We start from the raw sequence: 19,607 nt of genomic DNA on the forward strand, positions 1-19,607 counted from the left end.
TCGCCGAGGTGAGCGCATCCGCCCCGGTGACGGTGAGCATAGTCATCGGCTGCTCATTCGATCAGACGTCCTCGCGCTCATCTGTCGCAGCTGCCGGTGCCAGAGACGCGGCGTCGCCTTGCCCGTTCGGGTCCTCACCAAGGTCGCCGCCGGCCGTGTCCCAGACCATGGTCGCTGCAAGTGTCTTCTGTCGGCTCGGGTTCTCGATCGAGGTCGCCGCACCGACATAGGGTTCGATGGTCTGCAGCAGCTTCTGCGGGGTGGCCAGGACCATGTGGAATCCGAACTCGATGAAGATGTTCAGAGCCATGCGCGTGTACCTCGTGTCTGCCTTGTCGAAGGCCTCATCGAGGATGATCGTGCCGTACTTCGAGATCGCCTCGTCTGGATCGGCCAACTGGTAGCGCAGAGCCGCTGCGAGGCAGAAGATCACAAGCTTCTGCTGCTGCCCGCCGGACATCGCCGCCCCGGAATCGTAGGTGGCGTGGGCCCGACCGTGGTCATCGATCTCCTCGGCAAGGAAAGTCACGTGCAGACGAGTATCGAGGCAGTGGTTCTTCCACACCTTGTCAACGTGCTCGCTCGATGAGAACCGGCGCATCACCTCGGCGAGGGTGTCGTATTTGTCCTCCGCCGTGGTCATGTCCTCTTCACCCCAGGTGCCGCTGGCGACCTTGCGGAGGTCGGCGATGAAGGCGTTGACGGTTTCACTGCGCCGAGTCTTGACCTTCAGTCGCAGGTAACGACCTTCATCGAACTGGGACCGCAGGAGCGAGGAGTTGATCGGCGCGACCCGGTCCTCGATCTCGCGTGGGGCGGCATGGATCTCGTTGAGGAGTTCGCCGATGAGGTCGCGGGAGCGCTCACTCAGCAGATCCCGGAACCTGTTCTCATGATCGGGCAGTCCGTTGGCCAGGATCTCATCGAGCATCACCAGGTAGTCGTGTCGATCAGCGACATCGGCGGTGAGATCGGAGGCAACCGAGGACCACGCGGCCTTGAACTCAGCGGCCAGCCTGGTCACGACCTGACCGGCTTCGCTTGCCGCGGCCTGTGCTCTGTCCTTCTCCGACTGCAGAGCCTGAGAGACCTGCTGGCCGATTTCGGGCAGAGATTCGCGCTTGACGCGGCGCTGGATACGCGTGAATCGGGCCTCGAGCTCCTCGGCAATCGTCGGATCCACCTCGGAGATGTGCCCGGCGCTGACGTCATCCTCGAGACGGCTGAGACGTGCCCGCAGACTGGTGATCTCTTCGTTCGCCCGACGCAGGGCATAGTCGCAGTCGCGCGTGGCGACCTCGGCTGATTCCTTCGCCGCACGGGCTTCGCGTTCGGCTCCGATCGCCTGCTGCAGGTCACCGTCTGCGTCCTCGAGTTCGCGCAGCGCCTTCTCCAGCGTGGTGATCGTCTCCTTGGCCCCGGACAGGTCCACATCGCGCCAGGACTGTTCGCGGATACCGGCGAGGATGCCCTTTCGTCGGTGAGCCTGTGCGCTCTCCGCGTTCGCGGTTTCCACGACGGCCTGCGCCTCGGCCAGGTCCGCCTGGGCGTCTTTCAGTGCGGCGATGAGAGCTTCGAGTTTGTTCTCCCTGTCACCGAGCACCCACTGGCTGCGATCGTCGATGCGACGCCGGTCATCCTTCTCATAACGGGTCCGGGAGGTCTTGACCTGGCCCTTCATCGTCACAGCACGGGGATGGTCATCGAGTTCGTCGGGTCGCTCGACACAGACGAAGTCGAAGCGTTCGGACAAAGTGGAATGGACCCACTCGCCGAATCCGGTCTCGGCGACAGTGACTTTGTTGACCAGGGACTTCGTGCTGTTGACGGGTCGTGGTTTCGCGGCGTGCGCGGGGATCTCCTCAAACACCAGTCGCCCCTTGATCCGATGGGAGTCGACCCAGGACCGGACCGCACCGAGGTTCTCGCTGCGCACGAGGACCGTAAGAGCCAGCGGACGCAGCACACGTTCGATCGCCCCGGTCCAGGCCGCCTGGTCGGGGTCGACGTCGATGAGTTCGGCGGCGAACGGCAGCGCCTTCTCGCTCAAGCCGGTGTCCTCGGCCAGTTCCTGTCGGATCTGGAGCAGGTTGCCTGGCACGGTCGAACCCGAACGACGCAGGGAGTCGATCTCAGCTTCGAGTTCCCTGACACGTGCCCGGGTCTTCGAGAAGCGGTCGTGGTCGGCATGGCTGGGGCCCGCGGCCTGTGTCTCCTCATCGAGTGTCGAGGCGATCTTGGCCTGGAGTTCGGCGAATTCAGTCGCCGAGGCGGGCACCTGTCCGATGTCTGCCTGCTGCAGCTGTCGCTCCAGGCTGGCCCACCGGTCGGCGATGGCCCTGCGTTCGGTCTCGGCCGTGTCGATGCGCTGCTGCAGGTGTTCGGCCTCTGAACCGCCGAGGTCGAGGGTGGCCCGACGGGCGAGGTCGTATTCGTCGAGGGCAGCGTCATAGTCCTTCTTGGCCCGGTCTGCAGCGACTTCGATTTCGACGAGCTCCCGGCGCTGGGATGAGAGATCTGAGCGCATGAGGTCGAGTTCGCGCCGCTTCTGGAACGGCAGCAGGGCATCGTTGAGGGCGATCGACTTCGCCGCGGACTCGTGGGCGAAGTCGTATCGGTTCGAGGCTTCGCGCAGTTGCAGGAGGTGGTCGCGTTGACGGCGCAGTTCGACCACGTGGTCGTGGGCGTCCTTGAGGTCTCCGAACTGGTTGACCGCGGTCTCTGCCAGGTCGAAGGTGACTGGCGGTTCGAGCATGTGGTCGCGGAAGAGACGGTCGAGACTGTCGAGGCTCTTGGCCGATTGGGTCTTGTGCAGCAGCTGCAGCGCCGATTCGCTGGCCATACCGAAGACCTTGCGCATCCGGGCGTAGAACCTGGCGTGGGAACCATTTGAGGTGATGAGCGCTTCCGGATGCTCGGTCTTGAGCGTCCGGGTCTCGAGACCGGACCGCGCGTACTGCTGCAGGTCGGCGAGGTCGAGGCCTGCCCGTTCGAGAATGCAGACATCGGACAGGTCGGTCATCTTCGTGCCCGAGCCCTTGATGAAGAAGAGCCTGGCCAGTGACAGGGGACGGTCCGTGCCATTGTCGTAGCGGAGGATGATGCCGCTCCACGTGGCACGCGGACGCAGGTACTTGCTCACGACACGGTCCTCATCGGAATCCGCTGTGCGGGTCCACGCGCCGCGGACATAGCTGACGAGACTGCGCTGATCGACCCGACTGCCCGCAGTCTGGGCTGCGACGTTGAAGCGCAGCCACTTGTCCGGTGTGAGCACGGCGGCGATGCCGTCGAGCAGTGAGGACTTGCCCGACCCCGAGGGGCCGGTGATCAGGTGACCCTTGTGGGAGACAGGGATGCGATGGATGTCGGCGTCGAAGGTGCCCCAGTTCGCGATCTGGATCTCGGACAGCCTCCACTGGCTGCCGACGTCAGGACGATCGGTGCCGCGGGCGCGGGCCTGGTCGGCGATGAGTGCGGCATCGAGCGGGAAGAGGGCTTCGGTCACGCTTCCTCCTCCTCGGAGTCATCGGTACCGAGTCCGGAATCAGGATCGGAGCCTTCGGGATCGTCAGAACTGTCAGGACCGTCAGGATCGTCAGGATCGTCAGGATCGTCAGGATCGTCAGGACCGTCAGTCGCATGGGAACTGAGTCCCACCTCGGCGATGGAGCCCTTGGCCTCTCCCGAGGCGATTCGTTCGTAGACGTCGATGAGCTCATGCACCTGGTCCTCATCGATGAGGAACTTCACCATCGGCGAGATTTCGAAACGCTCATCGCCTGCCTTGTGAAGGACGCGCAGACGGTTGCTCATCCGGCTCCAGGCACCATTGAGATTGCGCTGGAACGTCGACTCGTCGCCTGTGCGATAGATCGCGAGACGTTCGTAGACCTCCTCACGATCGACGATCACACGCCGCTCGCCGGGTGCGGCCAGCAGCATCTGCCGCAGGACGAGAAGCATGGCGGTATCGAGAAAGGTCAGCCGTTCGCTGCGCACCGCAGCGGGCACGTCGATCTCCTCGGAGACGACCTTGCGGGTGAAGGCGAATTCGTCGAGCTTGTCGATGACGAGATCCAAGAACAGGTCGTGCAGCCGTGATCGCACAATGGACTCGTCGGCAACCAGTGCCGACCACAGCTGCGGACTCTGTGCGCCGGAGACATAGGGGCCCTTGAGCAGTTCGAGCAGAACTCTGCGGGTGCGCTCACCCAAGGTGCCCGTGTCCTCAAACCACAGCCCACTCGGATTCTGGTCGGACTCCTCAGACTCGATAGGTGCGTCTGCGGAATCGTTCATAGTGTGATGCCTTCGGTGAAGTAGTGACGGCGGATCGTGGCGCTGCGTCCAATTCCGTCGACCCCGGCCCATTCGAGTCGGTCTCGCGCTTCGGAATCGACATGTCCATAGGTGCTGGCCAGGGACAGGAGGCCGACGACGCTCGCCAAGCCCTGTGAGGCCGGGAACTGGTCGAGCACCTCGGCGACGGAGATCTGCTCGGATCCATGGATGGCCTGATTGACGTTATCGGACAGTTCGGAGAAGTCGATCTCGGATTCCCTTGCGACGGCGATGAGTTCAGCGAAGTCGACCTCGGTCTCGGTCGCCTCGCCCAGTTCGGCGCCGGCATCGAACTCGGTGGGGTCGTGGAGGACGACCTCCCCGACGCTGCCCAGTGCGACGCTCGAAAGCTCGAGATCCGCGCCGAGGTCGTCGTAGGGTTTGCGGACCTGTGAGACCGGGGCTGCCGCGGCCAAGGCATCCTGGATCAGGGTGCGCATGACGCGGTCGCGTTGGAATTCGTGGGAATGGACATAGCGGCGCAGACCGCGGGCGAATTCGGACAGGATGTCGGAGACTTCGCGTGAGCCGTCCTTCATCTGCCGCATGAGGGTGCGCAGTGAACGGCGGGTCTCGGCCGTCAGCGCAGCTGAGAAGTCACGGTCGAGGATCGCTGCGATATCTTCGTCGAAGGCCGAGGCTTGCTCGGGATCGCGGACGAGTTGAGAGAAGGCGGAGAAGGTTCTGCCCTCATCAGAGGATTCGATGAGGTCGACTCCGCGGAAGACCTCGTCAAGTACCTGGGACTGTGAGTCCTCGGCGGTGAGGATCGAGATCCGCAGCTCCTGGTTGAGCTCTTCGAAGCGAGCGCGAACACGTGCGAAGTCGGCGGGCAGCCCCTGCGCCTGTTGGAGGATGTCGCCGACGCGCTCATTCGCCCGGCGCCGGTCGAGGACGATCGAGCGGGGATCTCCGCGGCGGACGCGGGCGATCTCAGCATCGATGCGGTCACGTTCGGCTCGCAGGGATTTTAACCGACGCGAGCTGTCCGGGTCGGTGTCGATGGCCAGCTGCCGCACCGATTGGGCGAGGCTGACCAGTCGTGATTCGGTCGCGGTCTGCGGTGGGGTGCGCAGCTGTTCGAGCATTCGGATGGCGTCGAATCCCGCCGCGGAGAGTTCGTAGGTCTCGCCCCTCGCCGAGGTGGCCGGTCGGCGGACGAGGATCTCCGCCCGTCGCCAATCGTCGCAGTAGGCCTTGGCTGTCCGCTTGGACAGCTCGAAGTGGTCGCGCAGCTCCTCGAGGTCCGAGTCGATGGACTCGTGCAGGTCTTCGGTGGAGATTCGGGTGCCGGGCTTGCCCAGGTGAGTGCCCAGTGTCGCTGCCATCACCGGAAGATGGTCGGCCCGCAGCATGCGCAAGGTGGCATTCGTATCGAGCAGTCGCCGGTAGGCGAGTGCGGAGCTGAGGGCGGACATATCACCCATTCTCTGCGCCGGCGGGGCCCGTTGCCAATTTCGGGTGCGCGGGCCATGGGGATCGAGGCGTGCATGCCTCTCGCATCGCGCACGACCCGCCTTCGGGTGGCGCACAGGTCGCCTTCGGACGGCGCACAGATAGTCGATTATTGGGCCATTATTCATGCTTTGTTCAGCTCGTGACACGGGCCACTGGATTCGGCATAACGATACTGAATTGTTATACCGTGTGCCGATGACTCGGATACGACGATGGCCCTACACCTTCGCCATGCTGCTCTCTATTGTGATCGCAATGGTTGCCCTGGCTTCTTCGATCTACCTCGGTCGGCCGCTCAGAGACCCGGACGGCTTCCTCGGACCCGCCTATATCCGGATGCCGTTGCTGGCGCTGCTGTTCTTCGGCGTGGGCATCGTCGTGGATGCGGTGAGGACGAGCGGCTGGAAGAATCTGCCCAACGGGATGATTGAGATCGTGAGAAACGAGTGGAGTCTCCGTCGGATCCTGTGCATCACCGCGGGCATGATGAGTTTCTACGTCTGCTATCTCAGTTACCGAAACCTCAAGAGCGACCTTCCGACCTACCGGGAGGGAGTTCTCTACGACCAAGAGCTTTTGCATTCCGATCTGTGGTTCAGCGGGGGAATCAATCCCGCTGTGTTCCTGCACGATCTGTTCGGCACCGGGTTCATGGCCGAAGTGTTCTCCGTCGTCTATCTCGCCTATCTCCCGCTTATCCCCATCAGCCTCGGGGCGGTGCTCATCCTCAGCCGCAACCTCGCCATCGGTGCCTGGTATGCCACGACGCTGTGTCTCAACTGGGTGCTAGGCACGGTCAGCTACTACATCCTGCCTGCTCTTGGGCCTGCATTTTCCCGGCCCGAACTCTACCGCGGCCTGGCCGATACCGGGGTCACCGAGTTGCAGCAGTCACTGATCTCCACTCGACTTGATGTTCTTGCCGACCCAGTCGGCAGCGGACAGATTCAGGGCGTGGCCGCGTTCGCCTCGTTGCACGTCTCCGTGACATTCACAGCGGCTCTGTTCATGATGCGCACTCGGCAGAAGCCTGTGATACAGACGCTGATGTGGATCTTCTTCGGGGCCACGGTCATCGCCACACTCTACTTCGGCTGGCACTACATCCTCGATGACATCGCCGGCATGGTGATCGGCTGGGCCGCGGTCACTCTGGGTGCTTGGGTCACCGGGAACCGAAGAAAGCGACCTCAGCAGAGCGCAGAACCGGGCACCGTCGAGCATCGTGAGGAAACGGCACTCGTCGATGCCGCCTGACGGATGCGGGGCACTGACCGATTCATGTCGCGTTCCGCCCGCCGAAGGTATTCGGATCGACCGGACGGACCTTCTTCGGCAGCTTCGCGACAACGAGGCAGTAGGACTCGAGGACGAGATCATGGAGCAGGTCAGCGTCGAGGATGTTTCCCCTCGCATCGCCGGGACCCTCGTTTTCGGCCGCGCCAGCACCAGCCACGGTGATCCAGTGCTTCTTGCTCATGTGATATCCGGGAGTGATCTCCGCATAGGCATCACTGAGCACTTCCCCGTCCAGCGGGTCGATCTTGAGATTCATGCTGGGCACACCGCGCAGTTCGAAGGTCATCATGAACATCTTTCCGCGCACCTTGTACACGGTGTACTCCGGCCCGAACGGATGCTCGATGTCCACCGACGGATACTGGATCGCCTGGTCATGAGCGAGGGTGAGCACGGTGTCAGGATCCATGCCTGGATATTAGCAAGCGGCCATGACACCGAACCCGCTCACCAGCGTCGAACCGTCAGAGCGGTGCCGATAGACTCTTGCCCATGTCGCAGAATGCTCCCCGCCTCCTTGTCGCCGCTCTCGGCGGAACCATCGCATCGACCTCGAACCAGTCGGGAGGCGTGGCCCCGGCCCTGAGCGGGGCCGAGATCGCCGCGGCCGCGGGTCTCGACCAGATCTGGCCGGACCTGCAGGCTGACTTCACCCAGGTGTCACAGGTCTCGAGCGCCAATGTCACCCTCGATATGCTCTTCGAGGTTCGCGAACTGGCCCGCACGACCGAGGCCGACGGCATCGTCCTCACACAGGGCACCGACACTCTGGAGGAGAGCGCCTTCGCCCTCTGGCTGCTCAACGACTCCGCTACTCACATCGCAGCCACCGGAGCCATGCGCAACCCGACCCTGCCCAGTGCCGATGGACCGGCAAACGTGCGCGCCGCCGCGCTGACGGCGCTCTCTCCGCTGAGCAGTGGACTGCCCTCAAGCCTGGTCTTCAACGACGAGATCCATGATCCGCGTTTCGTCCGCAAGTCCCACGTGACCTCGACAGCAGCATTTTCCTCCGGCCCGGTCCTCGGCGCGATCGGGTGGATCAGCGAGGATACAGTCCGCCTCCCCCACGCGCCCGCCTCGAGTGTCTCCCCGTTCGCAGGCCTGCCCCGTCCGGACACGGTTGCGAAGGTCGCCCTCGCGGAGGTGGGGATGGGCGAGCCCGAGGAGACACTGGCCCAGCTCCTCGATTCCGGTTTCTCCGGTGTCGTCATCGCTGGTGTCGGTGGCGGCCACGTCCCTGAACATCTGGTGCCAGCAGTGACCCGCCTCGGCGAAGAAATGCCCGTGATCTTGGCATCGCGGCCAGGCTCGGGCGCGAGCCTGACTCGCACCTACGGCTATCCTGGCGGCGAGATCGGGCTGCTCGAGTCTGGCCTCATCCCGGCCGGGATCCTCGACGCGCGCAAGGCCCGCATCGTCCTGACCTTGGCTCTGAGCCTGGGGCTCGATCCCGCCGAGGTGTTCGCGGCATTCGCGTGAGCGCCGACCCCTGCTGGGCGCCGAGCTGAAGCGGGGTGAGCTGAGTTCGGCCACTGACCGACAGAGGCGGACTCAGACGTCTTTCGTCGACTGACGAACGACGAGTTCGGGCGTGAACTTCTCATCCCGGTGGGCCTGTTCGCCCGATTCGTTCTCCGCCAGCAGCGATTCGACAGCGGTGCGTCCCAGCAGATCCGCCGGCTGCCGAATCGAGGTCAACGGCACAATCGTCGAAAACGCGTAGTCGATGTCGTCATAGCCGATGAGCGCAAGATCCTCAGGGATGCGCAATGCGGAGAACATGATGACCGCCTGCATGAAGCCCACAGCAAGCAGGTCATTGGCACAGAAAACAGCATCGGGGCGCTCTTCTTCCGGCAGGGAGACGATGTGCTCCCCGATCGAGCGACCTGCGAGTATCGTCAGCTCATCGGTTTCGAACACTGCCAAGTCGAGATCGGACTCAGCTGCGCGCTCTCGCGCACCGCGAGCACGATCACTGACCTGCGGCAGAGTGAACGGTCCCCCGACGAACGCAGGTTTCGCACATCCACCGGCGATGAGGTGGTCGAGCGCCATTCGTCCGCCTGCGGCGTTGTCGACAGTCACCGAGGACAGCGAGTAGCCGCCGGCCTCGCGGTCGACGAGCATCACCGGGGTCCCGCGGGATGCGATTCCCTCCAATTTGCTCAGATCGGCACCAGAGGGGGTCACCAGCAGACCGTTGACCCTCTGCTCGGCGAACAGGTCGAGGTACTTTGATTCCCTGGCCACCTCCGTTCCAGAATCACCGATGAGGAGTGACAGACCTGCCGCATCACAGGCTTCTCTGGCACCGTGGGCCACCGAGGCGAAGAACGGGTTCGCAGTGTCGAGGACGACGAGACCGAGGCTGCTGCTCCTCCCGGAACGCAGCTGCCTAGCTGCGGCGTTCCGGACGAAGCCGAGTACGTCGATCGACCGACTGACTTTGGCGATCGTGTCCTCGGAGACCTTCTGGGACCGGTTGATGACATGGGAGACCGTACCCACGGAGACACCCGCATGGGCGGCGACTTCTCGCATGCTCACCTTGGCCAAGCGGCCCTCCTTCATCTGTCGTCTCCCGCACGTTCCGTCTGAGCGGGTCTGCCTGAGCTGGTCTGTCCTATTCTGCCCGACTTCCGAACAATATCTTGATGTGACTCAGGTGACATGATACTGTCTCCAACAGCCTCATTGAAACGTTTCAATTAGTTTCAAACCCCCGGGCCGTCCCGGCGGATCGACATCCACATCATCAACCGACAATTCGGAGAGACACATGACGGACACAAAGACGTCGTCCAAATGGAAAGCCACCATCGCTGTGGCCATGTCCAACTACATCGAAGCCGGATCCATCATCGCGATCGCCACGAGCATGAGCCTGTGGCAGACAGAGTTCGGGCTCGACAGCCTAGCCGTCGGCCTACTCAGCGCTCTGAGCGCAAACGCCTTCGGCGCAGCGATCGGTGCGGCGATCGGCGGTCCACTGTGCGACCGCTACGGCCGCAAGTTCATCTACACCTACGACCTGATCCTCTACATGTTCGGCACCCTGTTCGCGATCTTCGCGATGAACTTCTCGATGCTGCTCATCGGCTTCGTCCTCACCGGCATCGCCGTCGGTGCCGGAGTCACCGCCGCCTGGACCTACATCGCTGAAGAGGCACCCGACGGTCGCCGTGCCGGTCACGTCGGCGTCGCCCAGCTCGCCTGGTCGATCGGACCGATGATCGGGTTCCTGCTTGCCGCACTGCTCGAGCCCATGGGACTGCTCGGCTCTCGCATCATCTTCGCCCACCTCTTCGTCATCGCCTTCATCACCTGGTGGGTCCGGCGCGGACTGGCCGAGTCACGACGCTGGAAGGCCAAGAATGCCAATCCGAATACCGTCGGAACCTATCGCGGCTTCGTCGAGCTCTTCACGAACAAGAAGAACCTCATCGCCCTGCTCTTCCTCATCGGCGTCTACGGGCTGTGGAACACCGTCGCCGGGCAGGCAGGCATCTTCCAACCGCGCATCTATGAGGCGACCGGTCTCACCGACGCCCGTTCCCAATACCTGCTCCAGGTCCTCGTCTGGGGACTGACCAGCGCTTCCACCTTCTTCGGCTTCATGCGCTACGGCGACAAGGTCTCCCGGCGCTGGCTCTACGGCATCGGCGCCGGGCTCGGAATCATCGCCTGGGCGGTCCTCATCTACGGTCCCGCCGGTTGGTTCTCGCTCCTGGTCTTCGCCATCGGCTGGGGCATCTCCTCCGGCTTGGGGGCACAGGCCTTCTACGGGCTGTGGGCGGCAGAGCTCTTCGCCACCCGGTACCGCGCATCTGCGCAGGGCTTCATGTTCATGATCGTGCGCGTCATGGTCGGCGTCCTCTCCCTGTGGTTCCCGCTCATGCTCGACAAGACGGGCCTACACGGTGTCGGATTCCTCATCCTCGGTCTCCTCGTCGCGGCCCTGCTCATCGGTGTCATCTGGACGCCGAGGACCCAGGACAAGACGCTCGAAGAGATCGAGATCGAGCGCTATGGACGACTCCTCGATGCTGATGTCGACCACGAGGTTGCCGCCGGGAGTGTCTCGGCAAACGCGCAATCCACAGCAGGGAAGGACTGACGCCGATGGAACGCGTGTGCTTCCGCATGCAGGTCGATCCCGCCCACCTCGGGGAATACATCGAACGTCACCGCTCGGTCTGGCCGGAAATGCTCACGGCGCTCCAGAACTCGGGGTGGAACAACTACTCGCTGTTCGCCGACCCGAACGGAATGATCATCGGCTACCTCGAGACCGAGGACTATGAGACCGCGCAACGCGATATGGAGCTGAAGGACATCAACGCGAAATGGCAGGCATCGATGTCCGAGCACTTCGCCTCGGGAAGGTCCTTCGACGACGGCCCCGCCCGCCTGCAGGAGGTCTTCAACCTCGAGGACCAATTGAGCGCCCGGACACCGTGACCCACCACGTTCCCGGCACTCCCGCCCGCCCCAACACATCAGACACCTGATCTCTCGAAAGGACGATGATTCGCTCATGACCGCACCCATAAGCTTCACCGACATCACCGACGAACTCGCCGCTCAGTCGATCGAGCTGCCCTCATGGGCGTTCGGCAACTCGGGCACCCGCTTCAAGGTCTTCGGCACACCCGGCACACCACGAGACCCTTTCGAGAAGATCGCTGACGCCGCGAAGGTCCACGAACTCACCGGACTCGCACCGCAGGTGGCGCTGCACATCCCCTGGGACCGCTGCGATTTCGAAGCGTTGGCGACACATGCAGGGGAACTCGGAGTTCGTCTGGGAACTGTCAATTCGAACACGTTCCAGGACGACGACTTCAAGTTCGGTGCTCTGACACACGTCGACGAACGCATCCGCTCAAAGGCCATCGATCACCACATCGAGTGCATCGACGTCATGGACGCCACCGGCTCGCGTGACCTCAAAATCTGGCTGGCAGAGGGATCGAACTACCCAGGGCAGGCGGACATGCGGGGCCGCCAGGATCGACTCCACGACTCACTTGCGACGATCTACGACCGCCTCGGCGAGAGTCAGCGTCTCGTGCTCGAATACAAGTTCTTCGAACCGTCCTTCTATCACACGGACGTTCCCGACTGGGGCACGAGCTTCGCCCAGGTGTCTGTCCTCGGCGACAAGGCCAAGGTCTGCCTCGACACCGGGCATCACGCTCCCGGAACGAACATCGAGTTCATCGTCATGCAGCTGCTGCGACTGGGCAAGCTCGGCTCCTTCGACTTCAACTCCCGCTTCTACGCCGACGACGACCTGATGGTCGGTGCCGCGGATCCCTTCCAGCTCTTCCGCATCATCCATGAGGTCATCCGCGGCGGTGGGCTCAACAACCCGGATGTCGCGTTCATGCTCGATCAGTGCCACAACGTGGAGAACAAGATCGAAGGGCAGATGCGCTCGGTGCTCAACGTCCAGGAGATGACTGCCCGTGCGCTCCTCATCGACACTGCCGCCCTGACCGCAGCACAGAACTCCGGCGATGTCATCGCCGCCAACGACATCTTCATGGACGCCTTCTACACCGACGTCCGACCTGCCCTGGCCGAGTGGCGGATTTCGCGGGGGCTGCCCGCGAATCCGGTGCAGGCATTCCGCGAATCCGGGTACCAGGAACAGATCGAGGCCGAGCGAGTCGGCGGAACCCAGGCCGGCTGGGGCGCGTGAGGGAACCACGTTCACGGCCCGTCCCCAACAGAAATACTCCGAGGAGAGACATGACCACGACCAACCCCACGGTGACTGAGCTCGTCCGACGCTCCAACTCATTGGGCTCCGATCGACGCAATACGAACTTCGCCGGAGGAAACACCTCCGCCAAGGGCAGCGACCTCGATCCGGTGACCGGTGAGACCGTCGAGCTGCTGTGGGTCAAGGGTTCAGGCGGGGACCTGGGAACGCTGACGCCCGAGGGATTGGCCGTGCTCCGCCTCGACCGTCTGCAGGCGATGGTCGGCACCTATCCCGGGCTCGACCGTGAAGATGAGATGGTGGCGGCCTTCAACTACACACTCCATGGCAAGGGCGGTGCCGCACCTTCCATCGACACCGCCATGCACGGGCTCGTCGACGCCGCCCACGTCGATCATCTCCACCCCGACTCGGGCATCGCCATCGCTACGGCGGCCGACGGGGCAGAACTGACGAAGCAGATCTTCGGCGACAGAGTCGTCTGGGTGCCCTGGCGACGTCCCGGCTTCCAACTCGGACTCGACATCGCCGCGATCAGACGCGACAATCCACAGGCCGTCGGAACCATCCTCGGCGGTCACGGGATCACCGCATGGGGAGACTCCTCGTCGGAATCAGAGGCCAACTCGCGGTGGATCATCGACACCGCTGCACAGTACATCGACGACTATGGTCGGCCTGAACCCTTCGGAACGGCCCGTCCAGGCTTCACGGCTCTGCCCGAATCCGAACGCAGGTCCAAGGCCGCTGCCCTGGCACCGCACCTGCGGGCCATCGCCTCAGCGGACAGAACCATGGTCGGTCACTTCACGGACTCCGAGCCCGTCCTCGAGTTCCTCGCCGGGCAGAAGCTGGGCGCATTGGCCGAACTGGGCACGAGCTGCCCCGATCATTTCCTGCGGACCAAGGTCAAGCCGCTGGTCATCGACCTGCCGGCGAGCGCCTCGGCGGAGGAAGTCATTGCGACCCTGCCTGATCTCCATGCCGCCTACAGGGAGGACTACCGCTCCTATTACGAGCGTCACGCGGATGCCGATTCGCCTGCGATGCGCGGGGCCGACCCAGCAATCGTCCTGGTCCCCGGTGTCGGAATGTTCTCCTACGGGCCCGACAAACAGACGGCACGCGTGGCCGGTGAGTTCTACGTCAACGCCATCAATGTCATGCGCGGGGCGGAAGCCCTCTCCAGCTACGCGCCGATCTCCGAGGCGGAGAAGTTCCGCATCGAGTACTGGGCGCTCGAAGAGGCCAAACTCAAGCGCAGACCCGCACCTAAGCCGCTCGCCTCACGAGTCGCCTTCGTCACCGGAGCTGCGAGTGGAATCGGCAAGGCCATCGCCACCCGACTCTCGGCCGAGGGTGCCTGTGTCGTCATCGCGGACCTCGACCGGGGCAAGGCGGAAGCAGTGGCGGCCGAACTGGGAACGGCCGATGTCGCCGTCGGCGTGGCCGCAGACGTCTCCGATGAAGCCGGTGTGCAGGCGGCCCTCGCCGAGGCGGTGCTTGCCTTCGGTGGAGTCGACCTGATCGTCAACAATGCCGGACTGTCCCTGTCCAAATCCCTGTTCGAAACGACGGAGAAGGACTGGGACCTCCAGCATGATGTCATGGCGAAAGGATCGTTCCTGGTGTCGAAGAACGCCGCAAAGATCCTCGTCGACCAGGGGCTCGGAGGCGACATCGTCTACATCTCGTCGAAGAACTCTGTGTTCGCTGGCCCCAACAACATTGCCTATTCCGCGACCAAGGCCGATCAGGCACATCAGGTAAGGCTGCTCGCGGCCGAGCTCGGCGAGCACGGAATCAGGGTCAACGGGATCAACCCCGACGGGGTGGTCCGCGGTTCGGGAATCTTCGCCGGAGGATGGGGAGCCCAGCGCGCGAAGACCTACGGCGTTGAAGAGAAGGACCTGGGAAAGTTCTATGCCAAGCGCACGATCCTCGGCCGTGAAGTGGTCCCGGAGAACGTGGCGAATGCCGTCTACGCGCTGTGCACCGACGACTTCTCGCACACGACCGGACTGCACGTGCCGGTCGACGCCGGCGTGGCCGCGGCCTTCCTGCGCTGAGTGGTGGGCTGATGGACCACAATGACGACTCAACGACCTTCAAGTTGGCGGCCGTTGACCTCGGAGCGACCAGCGGCCGCGTGATCCTCGGCGGGTTCGAAGACGGCGTGCTGCGGATGAAGCACGTGGCACGGTTTCCGAATACGCCGCTCGCGCTGTTGGAGGTCAACGGCGAAGCGCGCGTTCCTGACCACGACGGGGATGTAGGCAATGGTGAGAGGCTGTACTGGAACATCCACTCCCTGTTCGCGGCGGTTCAGGACGGACTGCGGGAAGCCGCGCAAATCGCTCCCGGTCTGATCAGCATCGGAATCGACTCCTGGGCCGTTGACTACGGTCTGCTGCGCAAGGGTCGACTGCTCGGATCCCCGCATCACTACCGCGACGAGCGAACAGCGCGAGGGGTTGAGCTCGTCCATTCCCGGGTCGCTCCCACTGAGCTGTTCGAACGCAATGGTCTTCAACATCTCGACTTCAACACTATGTTCCAACTGGCAGTGGAATCAGAGACCGGATTCCTCGCCCTGGCCGATGAGGTTCTGCTCATTCCCGACCTGCTTGCCTACTGGCTGACAGGACGATCGTATGCAGAGATGACGAATGCGTCGACAACAGGACTGCTCTCGGTCACAACGCGAGCTTGGGACACCGAACTGCTCGACGAACTCGGACTCACACGGGACCTTCTGCCACCAATCGTCCGATCCGGTGAAGCCATCGGACACATCACCGACGCGACTGCACGACGGCTGGGAGCAGATCATGACGTCCAGGTCACGGCCGTGGGGTCCCACGACACCGCCTCGGCGGTGGTGGCAGTTCCCTTCTCATCGAAACGATCGGCCTACATTTCGAGTGGAACCTGGTCCTTGGTGGGCCTTGAACTGGACGAACCAGTGCTCTCGGGCGCGGCCCGGGAAGCGAACTTCACGAACGAAGGCGGAGTCGATGACACCGTCCGATTCCTCACAAACGTCTCGGGCCTGTGGTTGCTCAGTGAATCGATGCGCCATTGGCAGGCCGATTCGAACGACGCACAGCGCAGTGCCGACCTCCAGACGCTGCTCGCAGATGCCGGGGCCGTGAAGTTCCATTTCGAGGTGTTCGATCCCGCCGATGCGCGGTTCCTTCCACCTGGTGACATGCCCAGCAGGATTGCAGAATGGTACACGGACCACGACCTGCGGCCACCCGAGTCCCCCGCCGAGGTGGTGCGGTGCATTCTCGAATCCCTGGCCGAGGCCTACTCCCGCACCATCGACACCGCCGAGGCGTTGGCCAAGACTGCCGTCGACACCATCCACGTCGTCGGAGGCGGATCGCAGAACGCATTGCTGTGCCAGTTGACAGCGAACCGGACGCGCCGCCCCGTTGTAGCCGGACCAGTCGAAGCGACCGCGATCGGCAACCTCCTCGTCCAGGCCCGAACCATGGGCCTAGTCGAGGAGGACGCCTCATTGTCGGATCTGCGTGAGATCGTGCGGCGGTCGTTTCCTGTCACGGAGTACCTGCCTGAAACGACCTGACCCAGCAGCGACATTCGAACTCGAACTATGGCCTGAAACTGAAACAGTCGGTAAGTTCTGGTCGAATCTCGTGTGATTTTCGACTAGAACTTACCGACTGTTGGTGTTGCCCGCAGCGCCGTGGTGTTGCCCGCAGCGCCGTGGAGCTGCCTCAGCTCTCGGCGCCGACGGCCACGACCATCTTGCCGAAGTTGCGGCCAGCGAGCAGATCGTTGAAGTACTCGGGTGTCTTGTCCAGGCCCGGGCGAATGTCCTCGCGGTAGCGGACCTTTCCTTCCTTGACCCAGCCGCTCATGTCGTTCAGGAAGTTCTCGTGATGCTTCTCGACGAATTCGGTCTGGATGAACCCACGCACGTTGAGTGACCTCGTCAGAATGTTGCCCATGAGCGCACCCGAACGGTCGGGGCCCTCAGGCAGTTCGGTGAGGTTGTAGTTGGCGACGAGTCCGCAGACGGGTACGCGTGCGTAGGTGTTCAGACGTGGCAGCACGGCCTTGAACACGTCTCCGCCGACATTCTCGAAGTAGACGTCGATGCCCTGTGGCACCGATTCTTTGAGTTCGTCCTTGAGGTTGCCCGTCCTGTGGTCAAGCGCCACATCAAAGCCGAGCTCGCCCAGGTGGGCGACCTTGTCGGGTCCGCCAGCGATGCCGACGGCCTTCGCGCCCTTGATCTTCGCGATCTGGCCGACGACGGAGCCGACGGGGCCGGTAGCAGCAGCGACGGCCACAGTCTCGCCTTCCTGCGGGCGCCCGATCTCAAGGAGTCCTGCGTATGCGGTGAAGCCAGGCATGCCCAGCACACCCAACGCGGTGCTGACGGGGGCGACTTCGGGATCGAGGCGGCGCAGGTATGCAGCCTTCTCAACGGAGTACTCCTGCCATCCGCCGTAGCCGAGGACTGTGTCTCCGGTGGAGAAGTCTGACGAGTTCGATTCGACGACTTCTGAGACTGTGGCGCCAACCATGACATCGCCGACCTCAACCGGCTTCGCATAGGACTTCGCATCCGACATCCGACCGCGCATATAAGGGTCGAGTGAGAGGTACAGGGTCCGGAGCAGAACCTCACCGTCCTGCGGCTTCGGCAGTTCTACCTCGTCGAGCAGGTAGTTCTCAGCAGTAGGTGTTCCTACTGGTCGGGAGTTTAGGAGAATCCGGTGGTTAGTCGTCATGGACATGATTCCTTTCATCGACGCCGTGCACTGTCTGCGCACGGTCGCTGCTGGTCTGCGGGCTGAAACTGTAGTGTTCAGATCCAGTCCTTGGTGTAGCAACCACTTCGAATCCGCTGATGTTCCTGATTCTGCGAAGAATTCGTTGTCGTCCGCGACACCAGGCTGCGTGCCATCGTCTCCCACTTCGAATCGAATGCCCAGGTGAACTCGCCGAGGTGGTCAAGCAGCTTCGCACCATTGCTCCGGATGATGTCCGTCCACTCTCGCGGCCAAGCACCGTAGTTCGCTGCGGCGGCGAGCTCGTCGACGTCTTTGAACACCGCCCCGTTCGGGTTGAGGCCGTCCGTATTGTGCAACGGCATGCTCTCGACGGGGAACGTGATATCGAGGATGTGATCGCTGGTGTACAGGGCAACACTCGTGCGGCGATGGGTGGCTTCGAGGTTGACATACCAATCCGCACGAACTGTGCCATCGACAGCCGGTTTGAGCAGCACCCACACGGAGAATGGAACTCCGGGCGGGACGATCTTGAGCACCCCGAGCCCGCGCCAGCTGCCGGGCGCCTTGATCCGTCGAGGCGCCTCGGCCGGCGGGCGAAAACGATCCTTCAGCGGAACGTCGTGGGGATTCGAATCCTCCCATCCGACGATCCTCGTGTCGACGGTCTCGGTGCCTCCGGCCATCCACAGCACGGCACCGGCCTGCCCGTCCTCGATCACACGCATCGGTCGGCGCACCTCGGCGTGGTCGCGGTCGAAATCGAATCGTCGAAACAACCACGTCACGGTATCGCCGGGCGTCCAGAAGGGCCCCTCACCCACGCGACGTGTACCGGGTGGGACGTCGATCTCGTACGGATCGGTGAACTCCATAAAGGCAGTCTAAGTTCATGTCATGAGTGAGGGCTGGACACACACGAGCCCGCTTCTCAGGCACCGATACAGCCGAGCCGCTGCCCGCCGCTTCAGCCCGCTCAGCGGCCACCGCCTAAGGTGGTGGGCATGGACGACTTCACACTTCCCGATCGCAAGGACGCGACTCATCGCAGCGAGGCGACCACACCGTCGCATACCCCGCCGCGCACCGATGCCGACATTCCGGGCTACCTCGAGGCGCTGGGCATCCCCGGCCTCGCCGACATCCACATCCACTTCCTGCCGACCAACGTCCTCGACAAGGTGTGGGCATACTTCGACGCCGCCGAAGCCAGTTATGGCTATCCGTGGCCGATCCACTACCGCTATGGCACGGAGACCCGCCTCCAGATCGTCCGTGACCTGGGCGTCCGTGCGATCCCGGCTCTGACCTATCCGCACAAACCAGGCATGGCCGCCTGGCTCAATGAGTGGAATCGTGAGTTCGCCGCCGCCCACGAAGATGTCATCCACTGCGCAACCCTGTACGCGGAGCCGGAATCCGCCGACTACGTCCCCGAGGCACTGGCGGCCGGGGCCGGACTGTTCAAGGTCCATATCCAGGTGGGTGGCTTCTCCCCCGATGACCCTGTGCTCGATCGGGCGTGGGCGGCGCTTGCCGAAGCGCAGGTGCCCATCGTCATCCACGCCGGCTCCGAGCCGCTGCCCGGCACCTACACCGGTCCGCAGGCGGTGGCGAAGGTCCTTAAGCGGTTCCCGTCCCTGCGCTTCGTCATCGCCCACATGGGCATGCCCGAATACGATGCCTTCGCCAGCCTCGCCGAGGATTACAACGGAGTCCACCTGGACACGACGATGTACGTGTCAGGGTTCTTCTCCTCCCCCGCTGAGGTGGACCCGGCGTACCGTGAACGCTTGGCTGGTCTGCAGGACAAGATCATCCTCGGCTCGGACTTCCCGAATATTCCCTACCCCTATGCGGATCAGATCTCGGGGCTGGCAGAGCTCGACCTCGGCGATGATTGGATGCGCTCGGTGTTGTGGCGCAATGGTGCGCGGATCCTCGGGCTCGATGGCTGAGCGGGTCCTCGGGTTCGACGGCTGAGCGGCAGAGATCTC

15 protein-coding genes are annotated in these 19,607 nt (G+C 63.3%); 8 read left to right on the forward strand and 7 right to left on the reverse strand.

Annotation, left to right across the window (positions count from 1 at the left end; genetic code table 11):
• Positions 1-61: 61 nt before the first annotated feature.
• Genes JTF07_RS06095 through JTF07_RS06105 form a run of 3 tightly spaced genes read right to left on the reverse strand, consistent with a single transcriptional unit; the run spans position 62 to position 5,762 of the window.
• Entirely contained in the window at positions 62-3,508 is a 3,447-nt protein-coding gene (locus JTF07_RS06095; RefSeq protein ID WP_353843888.1) for an ATP-binding protein, read from the reverse strand.
• The gene (locus tag JTF07_RS06100; protein ID WP_252199330.1) at positions 3,505-4,302 is read right to left on the reverse strand and encodes a DUF4194 domain-containing protein; all 798 of its coding nucleotides are present in this window, start codon (positions 4,300-4,302) and stop codon (positions 3,505-3,507) included. Before JTF07_RS06100 ends, JTF07_RS06095 begins: the two co-directional genes overlap by 4 nt.
• Entirely contained in the window at positions 4,299-5,762 is a 1,464-nt protein-coding gene (locus JTF07_RS06105; protein WP_204233344.1) for a DUF3375 domain-containing protein, read from the reverse strand. Before JTF07_RS06105 ends, JTF07_RS06100 begins: the two co-directional genes overlap by 4 nt.
• 235 nt (positions 5,763-5,997) lie before the next feature.
• Between JTF07_RS06105 and JTF07_RS06110 the strand changes: the two genes are divergently transcribed.
• Entirely contained in the window at positions 5,998-7,059 is a 1,062-nt protein-coding gene (locus tag JTF07_RS06110) for a phosphatase PAP2 family protein (protein WP_252199333.1), read from the forward strand.
• 22 nt (positions 7,060-7,081) lie between these two features.
• On the opposite strand, the gene JTF07_RS06115 is transcribed toward JTF07_RS06110, so the two are convergent.
• Positions 7,082-7,510, reverse strand: a complete 429-nt coding sequence (locus JTF07_RS06115; protein ID WP_204233345.1) for an MmcQ/YjbR family DNA-binding protein — start codon at positions 7,508-7,510, stop codon at positions 7,082-7,084.
• Between the two features lie 83 nt (positions 7,511-7,593).
• Between JTF07_RS06115 and JTF07_RS06120 the strand changes: the two genes are divergently transcribed.
• Complete coding sequence (locus JTF07_RS06120) at positions 7,594-8,583, forward strand: asparaginase domain-containing protein (protein WP_204233346.1); 990 nt, start codon at positions 7,594-7,596, stop codon at positions 8,581-8,583.
• A gap of 72 nt (positions 8,584-8,655) precedes the next feature.
• Here the strand turns inward: JTF07_RS06120 and JTF07_RS06125 are convergent, their stop codons facing one another.
• A complete protein-coding gene (locus tag JTF07_RS06125) occupies positions 8,656-9,654 on the reverse strand; it encodes a LacI family DNA-binding transcriptional regulator (RefSeq protein WP_353843902.1) in 999 nt (332 codons plus the stop codon).
• A 232-nt stretch (positions 9,655-9,886) separates the two neighbouring features.
• Between JTF07_RS06125 and JTF07_RS06130 the strand changes: the two genes are divergently transcribed.
• The 5 genes from JTF07_RS06130 (at position 9,887) to JTF07_RS06150 (ending at position 16,433) form a co-directional block, all read left to right on the forward strand.
• Positions 9,887-11,224: an MFS transporter gene (locus JTF07_RS06130; protein ID WP_204233348.1), complete on the forward strand. Its 1,338-nt coding sequence runs from the start codon at positions 9,887-9,889 to the stop codon at positions 11,222-11,224.
• A gap of 5 nt (positions 11,225-11,229) precedes the next feature.
• A complete protein-coding gene (locus tag JTF07_RS06135; RefSeq protein ID WP_204233349.1) occupies positions 11,230-11,568 on the forward strand; it encodes an L-rhamnose mutarotase in 339 nt (112 codons plus the stop codon).
• Between the two features lie 76 nt (positions 11,569-11,644).
• Positions 11,645-12,814: an L-rhamnose isomerase gene (gene rhaI / locus JTF07_RS06140; RefSeq protein WP_204233350.1), complete on the forward strand. Its 1,170-nt coding sequence runs from the start codon at positions 11,645-11,647 to the stop codon at positions 12,812-12,814.
• A gap of 50 nt (positions 12,815-12,864) precedes the next feature.
• Positions 12,865-14,907 (forward strand): bifunctional aldolase/short-chain dehydrogenase, encoded by a 2,043-nt coding sequence (locus JTF07_RS06145; protein ID WP_204233351.1) that lies wholly within the window; start codon positions 12,865-12,867, stop codon positions 14,905-14,907.
• A gap of 11 nt (positions 14,908-14,918) precedes the next feature.
• Entirely contained in the window at positions 14,919-16,433 is a 1,515-nt protein-coding gene (locus JTF07_RS06150) for a rhamnulokinase (protein ID WP_204233352.1), read from the forward strand.
• A gap of 151 nt (positions 16,434-16,584) precedes the next feature.
• Here JTF07_RS06150 and curA read toward each other — a convergent pair whose 3' ends face one another.
• The gene (curA, locus tag JTF07_RS06155; RefSeq protein ID WP_204233353.1) at positions 16,585-17,607 is read right to left on the reverse strand and encodes an NADPH-dependent curcumin/dihydrocurcumin reductase; all 1,023 of its coding nucleotides are present in this window, start codon (positions 17,605-17,607) and stop codon (positions 16,585-16,587) included.
• Between the two features lie 77 nt (positions 17,608-17,684).
• Entirely contained in the window at positions 17,685-18,485 is an 801-nt protein-coding gene (locus JTF07_RS06160; RefSeq protein WP_204233354.1) for a ribonuclease FAU-1 family protein, read from the reverse strand.
• A 129-nt stretch (positions 18,486-18,614) separates the two neighbouring features.
• On the opposite strand from JTF07_RS06160, the gene JTF07_RS06165 reads away from it, so the two are divergent.
• Complete coding sequence (locus tag JTF07_RS06165; RefSeq protein WP_204233355.1) at positions 18,615-19,568, forward strand: amidohydrolase family protein; 954 nt, start codon at positions 18,615-18,617, stop codon at positions 19,566-19,568.
• Positions 19,569-19,607: the final 39 nt, after the last annotated feature.

This window comes from Brevibacterium sp. RIT 803, assembly GCF_016892625.1.
GTDB lineage: Bacteria > Actinomycetota > Actinomycetes > Actinomycetales > Brevibacteriaceae > Brevibacterium.

What these genes read in the sequence shown, in the direction of transcription:
- JTF07_RS06150 (WP_204233352.1), top strand. Translation starts at nt 14,919, where the DNA reads ATGGACCACAATGACGACTCAACGACCTTCAAGTTGGCGGCCGTTGAC.
- curA (WP_204233353.1), bottom strand. Translation starts at nt 17,607, where the DNA reads ATGACGACTAACCACCGGATTCTCCTAAACTCCCGACCAGTAGGAACA.
- rhaI (WP_204233350.1), top strand. Translation starts at nt 11,645, where the DNA reads ATGACCGCACCCATAAGCTTCACCGACATCACCGACGAACTCGCCGCT.
- JTF07_RS06135 (WP_204233349.1), top strand. Translation starts at nt 11,230, where the DNA reads ATGGAACGCGTGTGCTTCCGCATGCAGGTCGATCCCGCCCACCTCGGG.
- JTF07_RS06165 (WP_204233355.1), top strand. Translation starts at nt 18,615, where the DNA reads ATGGACGACTTCACACTTCCCGATCGCAAGGACGCGACTCATCGCAGC.
- JTF07_RS06130 (WP_204233348.1), top strand. Translation starts at nt 9,887, where the DNA reads ATGACGGACACAAAGACGTCGTCCAAATGGAAAGCCACCATCGCTGTG.
- JTF07_RS06160 (WP_204233354.1), bottom strand. Translation starts at nt 18,485, where the DNA reads ATGGAGTTCACCGATCCGTACGAGATCGACGTCCCACCCGGTACACGT.
- JTF07_RS06110 (WP_252199333.1), top strand. Translation starts at nt 5,998, where the DNA reads ATGACTCGGATACGACGATGGCCCTACACCTTCGCCATGCTGCTCTCT.
- JTF07_RS06100 (WP_252199330.1), bottom strand. Translation starts at nt 4,302, where the DNA reads ATGAACGATTCCGCAGACGCACCTATCGAGTCTGAGGAGTCCGACCAG.
- JTF07_RS06145 (WP_204233351.1), top strand. Translation starts at nt 12,865, where the DNA reads ATGACCACGACCAACCCCACGGTGACTGAGCTCGTCCGACGCTCCAAC.
- JTF07_RS06120 (WP_204233346.1), top strand. Translation starts at nt 7,594, where the DNA reads ATGTCGCAGAATGCTCCCCGCCTCCTTGTCGCCGCTCTCGGCGGAACC.
- JTF07_RS06115 (WP_204233345.1), bottom strand. Translation starts at nt 7,510, where the DNA reads ATGGATCCTGACACCGTGCTCACCCTCGCTCATGACCAGGCGATCCAG.
- JTF07_RS06105 (WP_204233344.1), bottom strand. Translation starts at nt 5,762, where the DNA reads ATGTCCGCCCTCAGCTCCGCACTCGCCTACCGGCGACTGCTCGATACG.